This window comes from Stenotrophomonas sp. YJH_SMC_25 (genome assembly GCF_059369595.1).
In genome coordinates this window covers 1-16,204 of record NZ_JCAFSV010000004.1, presented here as the reverse complement: position 1 = coordinate 16,204, position 16,204 = coordinate 1, and the positions used below count along the sequence as shown (strand labels likewise).

The following is a 16,204-nucleotide window of genomic DNA, read 5'->3' as shown; positions in this document are numbered from 1 at the left end:
ATGATCGTTCTACCTTGTGGCCATGAGCAAGGCCACCACCGACACCCAACAGAAGATCCTGGCCACGGCCGAGGCACTGATCTACCAGAACGGGATCCACGCCACCGGCATGGACCTGTTGGTGACGACCTCGGGCGTGGCGCGGAAGAGCATCTACCGCCATTTCCAGAACAAGGACGACGTGGCCGCCGCCGCGTTGAAGGCGCGCGATGTGCGATGGCTGGCCTGGTTCCGGCAGGAGTGCGACAAGGCGGACACTCCGGAAGCGCGGATCCTCGGCATGTTCACCGTGCTCAAGAGCTGGTTCCAGTCCGAGGGCTATCGCGGTTGTGCGTTCATCAATACTGCGGGCGAGGTCGGTGACCCGGCCGATCCGATCCGGGAGATCGCCCGGAACCACAAGCAGAAGTTGCTCGATTACACATTGGAACTTACCGGACAACTGGATGTGGAGCAGCCGGCGGTACTGGCCCGTCAGCTGCTGGTCCTGATGGAAGGCGCCATCACCCTGTCGCGCGTGATGGGTGATTACGGCGCCGCAGACACCGCGAAGGATGTCGCGAAGCTGTTGCTGGAACAGGCCAGGCGTTAGCGCCTCGGTACGCCAGATCGTTTGAAGCAACTCGTGTATCCATCTCAATTGGAGGTCTCCCCGTGTCCGCTGAACACCCCCGTCCGCCGCTTCCTCCGTTCACCCTTGAATCGGCCATGCAGAAGGTGCGCCTTGCCGAGGATGGCTGGAACTCCCGCGACGCCGACAAGGTCTCGCTTGCCTATTCGCTCGACACCCAGTGGCGTAACCGCGCCGAATTCACCAACGGCCGGGAAGAAGCCCGCCAGTTCCTGGCACGCAAATGGAACAAGGAGCTCGGGTACCGCCTGATCAAGGAGCTCTGGGCCTTTACCGAAAACCGAATTGCTGTCCGGTACGCCTACGAATGGCACGACGACTCCGGCAACTGGTTCCGCTCCTATGGCAACGAGAACTGGGAATTCGGAGAGGACGGCCTGATGCAGCGCCGCTTCTCGAGCATCAACGACCTACCGATCAAGGAGAGCGACCGCAAGTTCCATTGGCCGCTGGGGCGTCGCCCGGATGATCATCCGGGGTTGTCTGAGCTGGGTATGTGATTCCCGCTGAGGCGCCTCCCGAAGCGTGCTCAGGTACGATGGGGCGGCCGGCATCTGCGCCGGCCGGGGCAGGGGGCGCAATGGACATGCAGGCAGGGGGCGGATTCGATCCGCCGGCAAAGACCGATTCGCAGGAACTGACATTCCACTGGCTCTACCAGCGGGTGCAGGGACTGGTTGAGCACAGCATCTACCCCAAGGCGGGCAGGGTGGAGACGTGGGCGTTTCGCATCGGCGTGGGTGCGGCGATCATCGGCATTCTCATGGGTCAGCTTCCGGATCGATGGCTGCCTCTTGGCGTAGTGCTCCAGGTGGTTGTTGCCTGCCTGGCAATCGAAATCGGAGGCTTCATTGTCGGTGGCGTACTGGCCGCCCGCAGGGGCATTCGCCAGTTCAGCCAGCCGCGGCTCTCGCACGCCCGGGAGATGGATGAAGACTTCGCTCACTGGCAAGCGGTGGTGAGCGAGCTTCACGGATTCCCGCGCGTCCAGCGCGAGCGGCGACTCAAGTTCGTCAGCACCTTGCGCACAAACATGATTGAGCGCATGGGCATGATGTATGGCGGCCTGCAGCGGCTGGGACCATTTCCATTGCTGATTGCCCTCTATCTGCAGTTCCGCGGCTGGAAATGGGGCGACTGGGCGGGCGCTTTCGATGTTGGCCCGCTGGGTGCACTACTGATCTTCGCCATGGTGCTGCTGTACCTGCTGGGCTGGATGCTGATCGGCCTTCGCACCAGGCTCGATACCTACGTTGCCTTGTTGGAGGGCTCCATCCACGAACCCGAGTCCTCCCAGCCAACGCCTTTGTAGCGTCGGGCCATCATGTTCTTCATGCTGAGGGACAAACAGGACTGTGAGTCTTCCAGTGAGGCATACGCATGGCTCAAGAGTGCCCCGCTGTGGCTGGATACAGCCGATTTCTTCGGGCGTGCTGCATCATGTTCGTACATTTCGCCGACTTCACAGATCTGTACCCCGCAGATGGGCATAGTGGCCTTTGGGTAGTGTGAGCGCGTCCATCCAGCCACGGGGGTTCCCCGAACGCCAGGAGGTCACTGTGCCAAGTTGTGATGAAGGAATGAAGCTGACGCGTCGGCAGGTGATCGCTGGCGGCGTCACGACCGTGGCGATGTCCGCCGCACCGGGGGCATCATCGCTCGCCGCCGAACTGGCGACGCCCCCGCCGCCCAGGCCGCCGGTCATCAGCACGGTGGCCTTCACCGTCAACGGCAAGCGGCGGGAGCTTGAACTCGACACCCGGACCACGCTGCTCGATGCCCTGCGCGAACATCTGAAGTTGACCGGGACCAAGAAGGGCTGCGACCACGGTCAATGCGGTGCCTGCACCGTGCTGGTCAACGGTGAACGCATCAATGCCTGCCTCAGCCTGGCGGTGCAGCACCAGGGCGATGCCATCACTACCATCGAAGGCCTCGGAACTCCCGATGACCTGCATCCGATGCAGGCCGCTTTCATCAAGCATGATGGCTACCAGTGCGGGTATTGCACGCCGGGGCAGATCTGTTCGGCGGTGGCGGTACTGGACGAGATCAAGCGGGGTGTGCCCAGCCATGTGCAGGCGGATGTCAGCGCACGGCCCCGGGCCACCAACATGGAAATGCGCGAACGCATGAGCGGCAACCTCTGCCGCTGCGGGGCCTATTCCAACATTGCCGAGGCGATGGAAGAGGTCGCTGGCGTGACCTCTGCAGGGAGGCGGTCATGAGGGCCTTCAGTTACGAACGCGCGAAATCCCCGGCCGAGGCCGCCAGGGCCGTCGCCGGTACCGAGGGCGCGAAGTTCCTGGCCGGAGGGACCAACCTGCTCGACCTGATGAAGCTGGAGGTCGAGACGCCAGCGCACCTGGTCGATGTGCAGGACATCGGCCTGGACAGGATCGAACCCACCGACGAGGGCGGCCTGCGCATCGGCACGCTGGTCACCAATACCGCACTGGCCTCGCATGAGCGCGTGCGCCGCGACTACGCGGTGCTGACCCGCGCGATCGTGGCAGGTGCCTCCGGGCAGTTGCGCAACAAAGCCACCACCGGCGGCAACCTGCTGCAGCGCACGCGCTGCCCGTATTTCTACGACCCCAATCTGCCCTGCAACAAGCGCCTGCCCGGATCCGGCTGCGGCGCACTCGAGGGTTTCTCCCGGCAGATGGGCGTGATCGGCACCTCGGACAGCTGCATCGCGACCTATCCGGGCGACATGGCGGTGGCCCTGCGGGTGCTGGACGCCTCGATCCAGACCGTCAGGGGTGACGGCAGTACGCGCAGCATCCCGATTGCCGATTTCCATCGTTCCCCCGGCGACAGGCCGCAGCAGGACAACGTGCTGCAGCGCGGTGAGCTGATCACCCACGTCACGCTGCCAGAACCCCTGGGCGGTCGGCACGTGTACCACAAGGTACGTGACCGCGCGTCCTATGCGTTCGCACTGGTGTCGGTCGCCGCGGTCGTGCAGCGAGACGGCTCGGCGCGGTTCGCCTTCGGCGGGGTCGCTCCGAAGCCGTGGCGCGTCGAGGCAGCCGAACCCCTGCTGCGCGACGGCGTGAAGGCCGCGACCCGGCAGGTGTTCGCCGGTGCCCGTCCGACGCCGGAGAACGCGTTCAAGATCGCGCTCGCCGAGCGCACCCTCGCAGCGGTGCTGGTGGAAGGAGAGCGCTGATGCCCCTTGAATTCAACGCCCCCGCCGGCGACAACCTGTTCGACAAGGCCAAGGTCGTCGGCAAGTCGACGCCGCGCATCGACGGTCCACGCAAGACCACCGGCAACGCCCCCTATGCCTACGAGCGCCATGACGTGGCGCCGAACCAGGCCTACGGCTACATCGTCGGCGCGGGCATCGGCAAGGGGCGCATCATTTCGATGGATACCTCCCGCGCGCGTGCCGCGCCCGGCGTACTGGCGGTCATCACCGCACCGGAAACCAAGCCGGTCGGCACATCGAACTGGAACAATGCACCGTTGTTCGGCGGACCCGAAGTGGCCCACTACCACCAGGCCATCGCCTGCGTGGTGGCAGAGACCTTCGAGCAGGCCCGCGCCGCCGCGGCGTTGATCCGTACCCGCTACGAGCGCGGCAAGGGCCGCTTCGATTTTCCCGCACTGGCACCGTCCGCGCCGCTGGCAAAGGGGCGCGGTGGCAAGCCTGACCGGCAGACGCTCGGCGATTTCGACACCGCTTACGCGAGCGCGGCGGTCAAGCTCGACGAAACGTACCACACCTCCGACGAAAGTCATTCGATGATGGAGCCGCACGCCACCATCGCCGCCTGGGAGGGTGACACGCTCACGTTGTGGACGGCGAACCAGATGATCGACTGGGCCAGGCAGGGCATGGCGGCGATCCTCGGCATCGATCCTGCCAAGGTGCGCGTGGACTCGCCCTATATCGGCGGCGGCTTCGGCGGCAAGCTGTTCATCCGTGCCGACGCGGTGCTGGCCGCGTTGGCGGCCAAGCAGGTCGGGCGACCGGTGAAGATCGCGCTGCAACGCCCGTTGATGCCCAACAACACCACGCACCGGCACGCCACCCTCCAGCGCGTGCGGATCGGCTGCGGAAAGGATGGCCGGATCTCCGCCATCGCCCACGAGAACTGGTCGGGCAACATCAACGGCGAGGACGGCGAAAACGGCACCCTGCAGACGCCCAAGCTCTATGCGGGCGCCAACCGCCTGGTGGCCAACTACATCGCCACGCTCGACATGCCCGAAGGCAATGCGATGCGCGCACCGGGCGAAGCACCGGGCCACATGGCGCTGGAAGTGGCGATGGATGAAATGGCCGAGAAGCTGGGCCTCGACCCGATCGCGTTCCGCATCCTCAACGAGCCCGAAGTCGTGCCCGGCGATCCGTCCAAGAAGTTCTCCGACCGCAACCTGGTGCGCTGCCTGCGCGAAGGTGCGGAGCGCTTCCACTGGAACAAGCGCAGCGCCAGGCCGGCGCAGGTCAGGGAAGGGCACTGGCTGGTCGGCATGGGCGTGTCTGCGGGCTATCGCGGCGCACCGACGATGAAGTCGGCGGCGCGGGTGCGGCTTGACGGCCAGGGCGGGGTGATTGTCGAGACCGACATGACCGACATCGGCACCGGCTCCTACACGATCATCGCGCAGACGGCAGCCGAGACCATGGGCGTGCCGCTGGAGCGGGTCCAGGTGACCCTCGGCGACTCCCGTCATCCCGCCTCCGCCGGTTCCGGCGGCCAGTGGGGCGCGGCGAGCTCCACCGCAGGCGTGTACGCGGCGTGCGTCAGCCTGCGCCGCAAGGTGGGCGAGAAACTGGGCTTCGACGGCGACACCGCAGACTTCGCCAATGGCCGCATCCAGGCGGGTGGGCGGACCATCAAGCTGGCGGAGGCGGGCACACTGTCGGCGGAGGACGGCATTGCCTTCGGCGACTTCAAACAAGGCTACGACGTCGGCACCTACGCAGGGCATTTCTGCGAGGTCGCCGTGCATGCTTACACTGGAGAGACGCGCATACGCCGCATGCTTGCCGTATGCGATGGCGGCCGGATCCTTAATCCGCTCTCCGCACGCAGCCAGGTCATCGGCGGGATGGTGATGGGTGCGGGCGCGACCCTCATGGAGGAGCTGGTGGTCGACAAACGGCTTGGCTTGTTCATCAACCACGACCTGGCCGGCTACGAGGTTCCCGTGCATGCCGACATCCCGTACCAGGAAGTGGTCTTCCTCGACACGCTGGATCCGGTGATCTCGCCGATGAAGGCCAAGGGTGTGGGTGAACTGGGCATCTGTGGGGTCGGCGCCGCGATCGCCAATGCGGTCTACAACGCAACCGGCGTGCGCGTGCGCAACTATCCCATTACCCTGGACAAGCTGCTGCCCGGCTTGCCCGACGTGGGCTGACCCTTGCGCATGGACCGTCCCGCAGCCTCGACCACTCTGGAGGCCTCCGCCGCGGGCGGAGGGGAGCCCGGCGATCTTGCCGAGGACCTGTCCGCAGCGCCGAGCTTCCTCACCGAAGGCAGCCCGCGCGGCGTGCTCGAGACGGCCTTGACGCGCGTGCGCGCGGGGGAGCACGCCGTGCTCGCGCTGGTGCTGGAAACCGATGGCTCCACTTACGCCGGTGCCGGCGACATGGTGCTGTTCTGCAACGGCAGCCAGGTCGGCTGGCTGAGCGGCGGATGCCTGGAGCCGGAGCTCGCGCGACGCGCGGAGCAGGTGAGCGCGGCAGGGCGGGTCGACTGGATCGAGATCGACACCCGCAGTGACGACCACCTGTTGAGCGGGTCTGCGCTCGGCTGCCGCGGCCGGCTGCGGATTGCGCTCCTGCCATTGCGTGCCATGGCCGGCATCGACGACGTCATCGAGGCTTGGTTGCGCGAGGGTGTGTCACTCCAGCGCGACCTTCGCACGTCGGGGCAGGTCATTTTCCGTGCCGGCCATCACGAGCAGGCGTGGCAGCTGCATCCGATGGATGGTACGCAGCCCTTTGGCGAGGGTGCGTGGCGTTTGCCGTTGCTCCGGCTTCCGCGGGCCCTGGTGTTGGGGGGCGGTCCCGAAACACCCTCCCTGGTTCCGTTGCTGCGGGGCCTGGGCTGGCGGGTCAGCGTGGCCGAACGGCGAGCGCGCTGGGCCTCAGCCGGGCAGTGCGCGGATGCGCATCTTCAGACCAGCCCGGCCGAGGCCCTTCATGGCGACCGTTGCGATGCAGCACTGGTGATGCATCACGATTTCGAACTGGACCGGGAGGCGCTGGTGGCCCTGGCTGATACCAACGTCGCGTTCATTGGACTGCTGGGTCCGCGGCGAAGGCGCGAGGACCTGTTCAAGCTGCTGACACCGGATCAGCGCCACCGCCTTTCCCCGAGACTTCGATCACCGGTCGGCCTGAACATCGGCGGGCGAGGGCCAGAGGCGATTTCGCTCAGCATCGCCGCGCAGCTGCAGCAATGGCGAAGCGCGCACGGCACGTGACTGACGCGCATGCGGTCGTCGTGCTGGCTGCCGGCGGGAGCACCCGACTTGGCCAGCCCAAGCAGCTTCTGACCCGGCAGGGCGAGACCCTGGTACATCGCGTGGTGCGGTTGGCGCGCGAGCTCGTGCCAGCGCAGGTGCTGGTCGTGGTGGGCGCAAACGCACAGGCCGTGACATCCAGCATTGCCGGGCTGGACGCCACTCCGGTAACCAACCACCACTGGGAACGCGGCCTGGCGAGCAGTCTGCAGGTTGCCGGCGCGCACCTGCTGCCCACGGTGACCGCGGTGATGGTCGTGGCATGCGACCAGCCCGCAATCGAGCGCTCCCATCTGCAGGCGCTGCTTTCGGGTGCCCGCGCTTCGGCGTCGGGGTGCGCTGGCACCCGTCATGGAGACGCGCTTGGCATTCCTGCAGTAGTGCCGCGTGCCTGGTTTGCCCACGTCGGTGCAGCCGGTGACCGCGGCTTCGGAACGCGCTTGAGGCAGCTTCCCAGCAATGCCGTGCATGCCTTTCAAGCGCCGGAGCTGGGCCTGGATATCGATACCCCAGAAGATCTTGCGCGTGCGCGCGATGCGGGCTGGATCGATGCCGGGAGGTGACTCGCATGATCACTGAGCGCAGGTGACGAGCGGCAGGGCTGGAGGCCCGAACCCTCGCTGCCCCCAGCCCTGTAGAGTCGGGCCATGCTCGGCTACGGCACGCCACATCGCGCCCCATCAGGCGCATCACCAGCAAGAATCTGCAGCACCCGATCCAACAGAACAGGCTCCGGCACGCCAGCCAGTACCTGCTCCAGGTAGTCCAACGGCTCCACCTGCCATTGGAGGAGCGCCCGCAACCGCACAACGGCGGGCGCCCGCTGCCTCGCGTCCAGCGAGGTCCACAACAGCAGATGTTGCGGGCGCCTCTCCAGCAAGAGCACCGGAACGCCGTTGCAGCGAATCTGGAAAGCGACATCCCGTTGCCGTTCAACGAACTGGAAGCCCTGTCGTGGCCGAGCCTCCACGAACTGCACGGCTTGGCGGCGCAGTTGTGAGAATCGATCATCGTTGATGCTTTGGAACGCGACAGGCGAGGGCACCGGCGGCGCCGGCCACAGCGCCTGTGCCGCAACCACCACCACAAGACAGAGCGCGTTGGCCGCCCAGCGGCACCACCCCACTCAGCCCTCCGGATGCAGTCGGGTACTGGCGTGTGCGGTAAGGCCGATTCCGGCCATGATCAGCCCCTCCATCACGCGCGGGCCGACGTACTGCTCCAGCTCGCCATTTTCGCGGGCGCGCTGCGCGGCCAGCAGAATCTCCAGGACCACGCGAAGCCCGGCCAGCGAGCAATCGGTATCCGCCAAGGCGATGCGCCGGCCCGGCATCTGATGGCGCTCTGGCCACGGTTGACCATCGGAGGCGGCGCCGGCGCCGATGCTGTGCAGCAGGGCGATGAGCGTGTTCGGATCCAGCGCGGGGCTGTTCGCAGACGCGTCGTGGATGGGGTGCGGGGCAGGGGAGGGGGGCTGGGTCATGACAGGGCTCCTTGCGTGCATGCAGAAGCCGCCACCGATAAAGGTGGCGGACGATGCGTGGTTCGAAACCCCGTGTGTGGATGACCGGGCAGGCGCAAGGCCTCCACGCACCGCCCGCCATAGCCGACTGACGGATTGCCAGCCGGCACCGCGCGAAGCAGTGCCGGCTGGCAAGTGCGAGCAACATCCACACAACCGGGGTTTCGAATCCCGACCACCGATGCACGGTGGCAGGGCAAGGAATACGCGGACCTATGCGTGATGCCAATGCAGTAGGGCTGATGACGTCACCACTTTCAACATTTTCAGAATCGTTGCATACGGCGCAACCAGGCTGGAGCCTTGCGCTACAACGCTATCGGCGATGTCGGTGGTGCAAGCCTAGCGAGTGTCGGCATCCGCCCGGCGAGGCATTGAGCGAGGCGAATGCGACAGGATTGCCAAAGGCTGCCAGGCGTCAGTAGGCCTTCAACGGAACCTTGGTCCGCTCCAGCCATGTCGCATTGTGGCTCCGTGCGTGGCGCGACCAATGCTGGGCATCGTCGATGATGCTGGCGAACAGGCTGCGGGCCTGCTCGCGATCGTCGGGTTGCGGCTGCGCCATCAGCCATTCGGCGTAGAGGCAGCGAGCGGCCGCATCGTTTCCGCATTCAACAGCGCGCTCGAACGCGGCACGGGTGCCGGGCGCTTGGGCAGCCGCCAGTGCCTGCGCGTACAGCAAGGTCTGTTCCGGTTTGCGGCGCACGTCCGGGTGGCGTGCGAAGAGGCCGTCCAGCGTCTCCACCGCAAGCGCAGCGTGCCCTGAGTCGAGGCGGGCACGGGCAAGGCCGGTCAGGATGTAGGCATCGTCGCCCAGCGGCGAGCTGGCTGCCTGTTCAAGCAGGCTCCTGGCTTCCTCGGCCTGGCCGGCATCCAGCAGCGTCATGCCCAGGCGAACCCGGTTCTGCACGGTAGGCGTGCGCGCCAGTTCGGTGCGAGCGTTGCGCAGGTCCTGGCCCGGGTCCATCAACTGCTTGGCGGAACGGACGACCTGCCGAGCGCCGCGCGAGTGCCGGACTTCGGGGAAGTAGATCGCCAGGAAGTAGACGATACTGCCGAGCAGTGGGAACGAGAAGAGCAGGATGAGCCAGTAGAGGCTCTGGCCCGAGCGGATGGCGTGCACCGCGAAGTAGATGGCTGCCAGTACGTGGATTCCGATTCCGATATAGGGCATGTGTGCCGTCTCGTCCTTGTGAGGGGTGGAACTATAGTGGGGGAGGGGTGGGGCGCCAATGGGGTGGGGTGAACGGGCGTGACGCGTCACGTTAATCAGGTTGGGTTCTGCGGCGTCACCCCCTCATTTGGTCGTCCTTGGCGCTTTCCGTTACGGCGCTGGGCCTGCCCCCCTTTTTTTTGCTGCCTTAACGCTCGCCCTCGCTCGCCCCCGACTTTTAGTCGTGGGAAGTCGCGATACTGATCCGGCAGTGAGTGATCCGACAGTGGATGTAGAATCGAAGAGCCAGCCGCCGCAAAAGTCAGTGAGGCTTGCGGGTTTAGATATGCTGCCTGAGACAGACAGGGGGAAAGACATGGATGCTACGACGTCACCGGCCGAGAGGCTGGAGGGCCTCACGCTGAAGAGTGGGTGGTTCATTGAGAAACTTCTCGTCAAACCAAAAGGTGCAACAGGGGGGGGGACTTTGGCGTTAGCTACTCAGCTTCAAAGGACGGCAATCCCGCCTTCGTCAAGGCAATCGATTTTAGAAGGGCCTTTGGGGAAACGAACTTCATCGAAGTACTTAATGCACTGACGTCAGCCGTGCTTTGGGAGCGCGATCTGATGAAGTTTTGTAAGGACGAGGCAATGTCTCGAGTTGTGACTCTGCTCGATTACGAAGATCTTGTGCTCACTGAAGATCAGGGCGACCATTCGAAAAAGGTATGCTGCTTTGTATTTGAGATCGGCAAAGGTGATCTCCGCGCGAACTTTGACTTTGGTCAATCACCCAAGCATTCCTGGCGCCTGATGGTGCTGCGTGACGTCGCGCTCGGCCTGGATCAGTTGCACCGAAGAGGCATCGCGCACCTGGATGTAAAGCCTTCTAACGTAATCGCCTTGGCTGATTCACTATCGCGCGCACATGTCATGAAGCTTGGTGACTTAGGTCGGTCCGTTAGGAAGGGCTTCAATGGTCCATTCGATGGACTTTGCTGGCCCGGCGACAGGGGGTACGCCCCGCCCGAGAAGTGGTACGGATACACATCTTCTCAGTGGCAGGATGAGCGTGAGGCCGCAGATCTTTATCAGCTTGGTGGGTTGCTGGTCTTTCTCTATACCGGCGTACCGCTCAATAGCCTAATCAGAGCCGAACTTCCCGAACAATTCACGCCAGGCATATACCGAGGCGGCTTTACGCCGGAACTTGTTGATGTCCTGAAACAGTCAATTGGAAAAGTCCTTGCACTTCATGTTTTTCCGAGCCTGCCTCCTCAAGTTAGTGAAGAGTTGCGGGCGATGCTTGTGGACATGACCCAGCCAGACCCGAGTCAGCGCGGTGATAGAGCGGCTCGTAAGCAGGGAGTAGTTGGCATCGACAGATTTCATCAGAAGCTATATCGGCTAGCTAAACGCATGGAAATTGAAGAAAGAAGGGTCGCGGCATGAAAATGAGCCTTCCTCCACGTAGACTGATCCCGCGGTGGCGCCGGATGTCGGCGACGCTTGAGCAAAGGGAAGCTGGCGGCAAATCGGGAAGGGCTGCAACGCCCTTTACCTTGGATGAAGAGCGATTTTCTGCAACAGTCGATAATTGGTCAGTCAATAAAACAAGCGGGTCTCTTGGAGATCTACTGACCTTTGTTGCTGATCCAGAACTTAAGCCGAAGGTGATAGACATAGTCCGCAAGGCCATCCGTGACGGCTTTGAACTTGGCCAGGTACAGCAGTCGTTCTTTGCTCGAATGGCGGAGCATGAAGATAAATCTTCACCAAGTGGAACGCTTAGCAATCAGCAGCGTGTCGCTGACCTGAGGAGCATTCTCCGCGCCAATCCAGAGAATCCATTGGCCCTGTTGGATCTTGCGCAGCACCAAGTCTCCACGGGAAACGGCCTGCGAGCGGAGCGCACGGTAAAGACCGCGCTCTCACTTTCGCCGAACAGCCGTTTGGTGCTCAGAACGCTGGCTAGGCTTAATGTCCACCTGGACAAAAGCGATAAGAAGACCGAGAAGGTCTCCGATGCGTTACGCCTAATCGGCAAGCATGAGCGCACGCCGTTCGACCCCTGGCTCATGGCGACTGAGATAGCTCTTTCCGAGGTTGCCGGCGTTGACTCCAAGTTCGCCAGCAAAGGAGTGAAGTTCCTTAAGGACGGAAAGGCTAGTGCGGCAGACCTATCAGAGCTCGCCTGCGCAATCGGCAGCCTTGAGCTCAAGTCGGGAAATCTCAAGCGAGCGCGTGAGTTTTTCCGGCTCGCATTGCTCCAGCCCAACGACAATGTTCTTGCTCAGGCCGTGACCGAGCAAAGACAATTGGGTATTGAGATCGCCTCAAGCTCCACGCAGCGCAATGCTGTCATTGTAGCGCAGGAAGCCCAGACCCTTTTGGCCTGGAATTCCCTACGAGTTGAGGATGCCCAGGAGCACGCAAGCCTCTGGCATGACGAGGAGCCATTTTCAAGTCGCCCACTTCACTTTCTAACCACTTTGTATGCCGTGCAATGTGACTATGCAAAGGCGGAGAAGTTTGCACGACAGGGGCTCGTTGCCGATCCAAATGACGCAGGACTTCTTACCAATCTTAGTTATGCGCTAGCCAATTCCGGCCACTATGAAGAGGCCAGGGCAACTCTGAGGCGCCTGCTCAGAATTGCGCCTGCAAAGTACGAGCCTATCGCGCTGGCAACTTATGGCCTCATAGCCATGAAGCAGGGAGACTTTGAAGCGGGCGACCGCTTCTATACAACAGCCATGAGCGACTTCCGTTGCCGCAGAGATTCCAGTCTTGAAGCAATTTGCTTTGCGTACTATGCGAGGGCGGCCAAGGATACTAGCCACCCCAATCGTGTCGGCATCGAAAATTCCGCGAAAGATATGTATCGCTCACACCCTACAGCAGATAGCGCCCTCGTACTAAGGAGGCTGGGCTCTGAAGTATCGCCTCCTGACATTGATGTCGGCATGAGAAAACTTACAAGCTGGATATTTGATGAAGAGACAAACAGCCTGATTCCCAAGCATGGGGTGGGCGGAGCCGGTGCGCCACTTCTAACCGTTCGGAAAAAATAGATTGAAAACTACCGAAAGGCGGGCAATCCGAAGCGAGCCGGCGGTAACCGCAGGCAAGTTCGCCTACAGGGTCAAGCTGACCGCCTAGCATTTCACCGCGACCTAGCATTTCACCGCGATTGTCATCGGATGACCGCGTCAGGCGCCGCAACGTGACGTGGATTCGCGCCTATATCGCCTAGACGACGCGGGCGCGGACCTTGCGACCGCAGGGAGCGAGGCCGGCGCCGGCGTCCGCGTCAGTGGCGGGCAGGGCACGTCTACCGCGAACGGAAGCACGCTGGTGCGCGTCGGTGATCGCCCGATGGGAACGTTTCCGGAATCCAAGCCTTACTCCGCCAGCTTCTGATGCGACAGGTTGATGTGACGCGTCACTCATATCACTGAAATCGAGTAGCATTCCTCCGAATCTGGAGGGAATATGGATATTCGACTTGGGGTCATATGCCTGATGTTCGCGGCCACTGGTGCCGCGTCGGCGCAGCAGATTCACTCTGCAAGGGGGTCAGCTCCAAAGCCGCTTCCAGCCGCACCAAGGCCCGCGCACAATTCGATGGCAGCAGGCACGACGCCATTCAACTGTGAGCAGTATCGTTGGCCGAAGCATCCGCATCCTGGCATGAAGCCGCTTTGCGACGGGCTTGAGGCCAATGTTCTACAAGGCGAGTCCAGGCAGGCAGGACGCCCTCAGCCATCGACTGATGTGGTTGCATTGCCTGCGATGGGTACGGATGAAGCCAAGCGCTCAGGAATGGCCTGCATTGGCGGTCAGGCAATGCGAAAGCTATCGAATGGCTGGGAGCAAGTCTTATCTCCCAGAGGCGACTGGCTTCGATGTCGCGAACAGCGCTCTCATTGAAGCTAAGAGCACTGTTCTCGGTCATCGCGGCGGTGCGCCGCGCCCCCAACGAACCCCGAAGAGGAGATATGGATCCCGGATGCTAAGCATGTGCAGCTCGGCATCCCAGTCGATCTTGTCTGCCTCAAAACGGTCATTAACGAGCCTTGCCATGTGAGAGCAGGGATCCGCAAAGTGCGGGGCAGCGCCATTACAGACACTCGCAACTCGAGATTGCATCTCCGCATAGCTGAAGTGCAGGGAAGGCGGATCCAGCGCAATTGCTCTGACCAGAATCTGGTATACGTCGGCGGCAGTTCCGTCATGGAGAACGTATGCTTTTCGTGCACTACCGCGTGTCAGCGGGCCGTCCTTCATAACCGAGATGGTTGTACTGAAGTCCACTCCCGCAGCAACGCGGCTACACACCAAAGTGAAGAAATCTTCGTTATCGGGAATGTCTTTGGACTGATCGCTCTTTTCATCGACATCTAATGCAAAGCAGGTTTCCAAGCAGAGTGACTGCATCAGTTGAGGTGAGCCTGCGGCTTCACTTGCCAGCCGCAATGCGTACGCTTCCGAACAGTTGATGTTTAGCTCTACGAATCCGAGCTTTGCTATCCGCACCAGTTCCGTGCTTGACCAGTATTTGAAGTCAAAGTCTTCGATCCGCCCCTGAAGATCGTCATTAGCACGAAGAACATCCTCAGACCGGAATGGCACGGCCGCAGCCGCGATTTGAACACCAGCTTGAACGGCCTGCTTAATCTGTCTGGCCAGTGAGACCTGGACCTCACTCGGAACGTAGTGGAAGTCATCTACGAAGATGGTGAGGCCGCTACCCGCGAGCTCCTGGACCACTAGCTGGTAAAGATCAACGGCCTTGTCCTGAGTCACAGCCGCCGAACTTCCTCGATCTCTAGATAGTTCGCCTGATGCATCCGCCTTTGCGACAAATACGCTCCCTTCGACCTTTGTTCCTACCTTGTATCCGCCGCCCTTTGATTCACTTCTCTCGGTGGCGACTGCAACATCGCTGCCAATCGCATGAAGTACACGGGTCCATAGAATGTCAGGGCTAGTGACACCAGCACCAGTGATTGAGATTATGTTCCCGTCACCCGCAGCACTCTGAATGAAAACGGTCTTTCCGGACTTGGAAGGACCTACGACTCTGATCAGCTTTCCTTGCGGAATTGCTCTCTTGTACGTCTTGCTCATTTCGCTCAAGTGATCCGTTACAAGCGTCACCGTCGGAATCTGCTGTGGAGTGAAAACGTCCGTGGATTTCATAAGTTCCATCTGCTCGCCAGGAGCCTGTATTCTGCAGACCAAACACCGGGCAAGCAAATCTCGATCAGCGCGGCTGGGTAGGGGCATCGCCCCTAAGGAAGCGCTTCACTCGCGCTGGCGTGACTTCGACCCGCGACTCATGTAGACCACATTGGACGTCGCGGCGTCGGAGCCGGGATCACGCACGCCGAACCGTCGTTCCCGGCGAATTCTGAGCGCTTCGGCTAGGTAGATGACGCTGGATTTCGCCGTGGTCGAAGCTTTCCGTGCAGCTGAGACCCGGGGAGCCGCCTCAGCCATCATCAGTCGCCATTCCCGCGCAATGTTGCAGGTCAGGGACCACCAAGTACGGATACGGTATTTCGCAATCTTGGTAGGTATGTTTAGTGTTGCATCAGTAACGGACTAAATTTAAAAGCGTTTTTGCCGATATAGCACATTAATCTGTTGCGCCTTTTGCATCGAGCCTTGTGTTGCGCGACTCAGGCTCCTAAGCGCAACAGGCCAACTCGTGGTCCGCAACACCCAGAACAGTCGCTGCAAGGCTTCTGACTAGTGGCCAGTCCCCCTCGCCGCTTGTCCCCTCTTTGAGCTTCAAAGCTTGCGGCTTCATGGGTCAACGCATTTTTTTATCGGTGGGGCTGAAAGAGGTCGCCATTACCGTCTCCATGAACCAGCTCGACGTGGAGACCTTGCCTCCCGACAATGATCGAAAGCTGCGGTCGCTTGTCTTTTCTCCCCGTAGCCAGTCGGCGCCATTCCGAGCGGTCCAATCCGGACGGGGTCGGGTAGTCCTCCGGGTGGGTGTGCCATTCGCCCAGATATCGTACCGTGCCACGTGAGGCGCGCCAGCGATCAAGGGCAAGCTTGGCATGACCGAATGGGGAGCGGTGAAAAAAGGTGCGCAGCCTGAGGTCCCAGATAGTTGGGGCTGTGGCCTGTTCAATGATCAGATGCTCGCCATGAACTGTCCCAAGAAGTAGCCCGCCTGACTCGGGAGCTTGATCGCCGTCTTGCACGTAGCGGGCAAACACATCCAAAGTGGCCGGCGAGAGATGAATGAGCTCGCCCAAGCCCGCCAGGTCATCGCCGACTGGCGACGCGACTACAACCAGGTGCGACCACACAGCAGCTGCGGTCGAATCCCGCCTGCCCAGTTCGCTGCCAACCACCGAGCACAACAAGCCGACAACGCAGTAACCTT

14 protein-coding genes and 2 pseudogenes are annotated in these 16,204 nt (G+C 62.1%); 11 read left to right on the top strand and 5 right to left on the bottom strand.

All coding sequences use genetic code 11. From position 1 onward, the window contains the following. The first annotated feature begins 22 nt into the window (after positions 1-22). From AC5P7E_RS06620 to AC5P7E_RS06585, 8 genes are all read left to right on the top strand, one after another. Positions 23-592, top strand: a complete 570-nt coding sequence (locus tag AC5P7E_RS06620) for a TetR/AcrR family transcriptional regulator (protein ID WP_114618394.1) — start codon at positions 23-25, stop codon at positions 590-592. A gap of 62 nt (positions 593-654) precedes the next feature. Continuing rightward, positions 655-1,131 carry a nuclear transport factor 2 family protein gene (locus tag AC5P7E_RS06615; RefSeq protein ID WP_114618395.1) on the top strand — a complete coding sequence of 159 codons (477 nt, stop codon included), beginning with the start codon at positions 655-657 and terminating at the stop codon, positions 1,129-1,131. An 80-nt stretch (positions 1,132-1,211) separates the two neighbouring features. Beyond that, complete coding sequence (locus AC5P7E_RS06610) at positions 1,212-1,943, top strand: hypothetical protein (RefSeq protein WP_114618396.1); 732 nt, start codon at positions 1,212-1,214, stop codon at positions 1,941-1,943. Between the two features lie 268 nt (positions 1,944-2,211). Beyond that, positions 2,212-2,859, top strand: a complete 648-nt coding sequence (gene paoA / locus AC5P7E_RS06605) for an aldehyde dehydrogenase iron-sulfur subunit PaoA (RefSeq protein ID WP_114618397.1) — start codon at positions 2,212-2,214, stop codon at positions 2,857-2,859. After that, entirely contained in the window at positions 2,856-3,806 is a 951-nt protein-coding gene (locus tag AC5P7E_RS06600) for an FAD binding domain-containing protein (RefSeq protein ID WP_021202434.1), read from the top strand. Before paoA ends, AC5P7E_RS06600 begins: the two co-directional genes overlap by 4 nt. After that, positions 3,806-6,010 carry an aldehyde oxidoreductase molybdenum-binding subunit PaoC gene (gene paoC, locus AC5P7E_RS06595; RefSeq protein WP_114618398.1) on the top strand — a complete coding sequence of 735 codons (2,205 nt, stop codon included), beginning with the start codon at positions 3,806-3,808 and terminating at the stop codon, positions 6,008-6,010. The genes AC5P7E_RS06600 and paoC overlap by 1 nt, the downstream gene beginning before the upstream one ends. Positions 6,011-6,019: 9 nt before the next feature. Then, complete coding sequence (locus AC5P7E_RS06590; protein WP_114618399.1) at positions 6,020-7,081, top strand: XdhC family protein; 1,062 nt, start codon at positions 6,020-6,022, stop codon at positions 7,079-7,081. Next, the gene (locus AC5P7E_RS06585; RefSeq protein ID WP_114618400.1) at positions 7,057-7,683 is read left to right on the top strand and encodes a nucleotidyltransferase family protein; all 627 of its coding nucleotides are present in this window, start codon (positions 7,057-7,059) and stop codon (positions 7,681-7,683) included. Before AC5P7E_RS06590 ends, AC5P7E_RS06585 begins: the two co-directional genes overlap by 25 nt. Before the next feature lie 92 nt (positions 7,684-7,775). On the opposite strand, the gene AC5P7E_RS06580 is transcribed toward AC5P7E_RS06585, so the two are convergent. From AC5P7E_RS06580 to AC5P7E_RS06570, 3 genes are all read right to left on the bottom strand, one after another. Continuing rightward, positions 7,776-8,246, bottom strand: a complete 471-nt coding sequence (locus AC5P7E_RS06580) for a hypothetical protein (protein WP_114618401.1) — start codon at positions 8,244-8,246, stop codon at positions 7,776-7,778. Beyond that, positions 8,247-8,603, bottom strand: coding sequence for a hypothetical protein (locus AC5P7E_RS06575; RefSeq protein WP_114618402.1), 357 nt, complete (start codon positions 8,601-8,603; stop codon positions 8,247-8,249). Positions 8,604-9,060: 457 nt separating this feature from the next. Further along, entirely contained in the window at positions 9,061-9,816 is a 756-nt protein-coding gene (locus AC5P7E_RS06570) for a tetratricopeptide repeat protein (RefSeq protein WP_329761668.1), read from the bottom strand. A gap of 471 nt (positions 9,817-10,287) precedes the next feature. Here AC5P7E_RS06570 and AC5P7E_RS06565 point away from each other — a divergent pair. Continuing rightward, positions 10,288-11,247 (top strand): annotated as a pseudogene (locus AC5P7E_RS06565) (protein kinase domain-containing protein); the annotation flags it as partial. Beyond that, complete coding sequence (locus AC5P7E_RS06560) at positions 11,244-12,869, top strand: tetratricopeptide repeat protein (RefSeq protein ID WP_114618405.1); 1,626 nt, start codon at positions 11,244-11,246, stop codon at positions 12,867-12,869. The pseudogene AC5P7E_RS06565 and the gene AC5P7E_RS06560, both read left to right, overlap by 4 nt. Positions 12,870-13,749: 880 nt before the next feature. Here the strand turns inward: AC5P7E_RS06560 and AC5P7E_RS06555 are convergent. Continuing rightward, on the bottom strand, positions 13,750-14,928 hold the full coding sequence (locus AC5P7E_RS06555; RefSeq protein WP_197596071.1) for a hypothetical protein: 1,179 nt from the start codon (positions 14,926-14,928) through the stop codon (positions 13,750-13,752). A gap of 701 nt (positions 14,929-15,629) precedes the next feature. Then, positions 15,630-16,019: a Mov34/MPN/PAD-1 family protein gene (locus tag AC5P7E_RS06550; RefSeq protein WP_229298564.1), complete on the bottom strand. Its 390-nt coding sequence runs from the start codon at positions 16,017-16,019 to the stop codon at positions 15,630-15,632. Between the two features lie 45 nt (positions 16,020-16,064). Here AC5P7E_RS06550 and AC5P7E_RS06545 point away from each other — a divergent pair. Beyond that, positions 16,065-16,204, top strand: a pseudogene (locus tag AC5P7E_RS06545) (integrase core domain-containing protein); the annotation flags it as partial.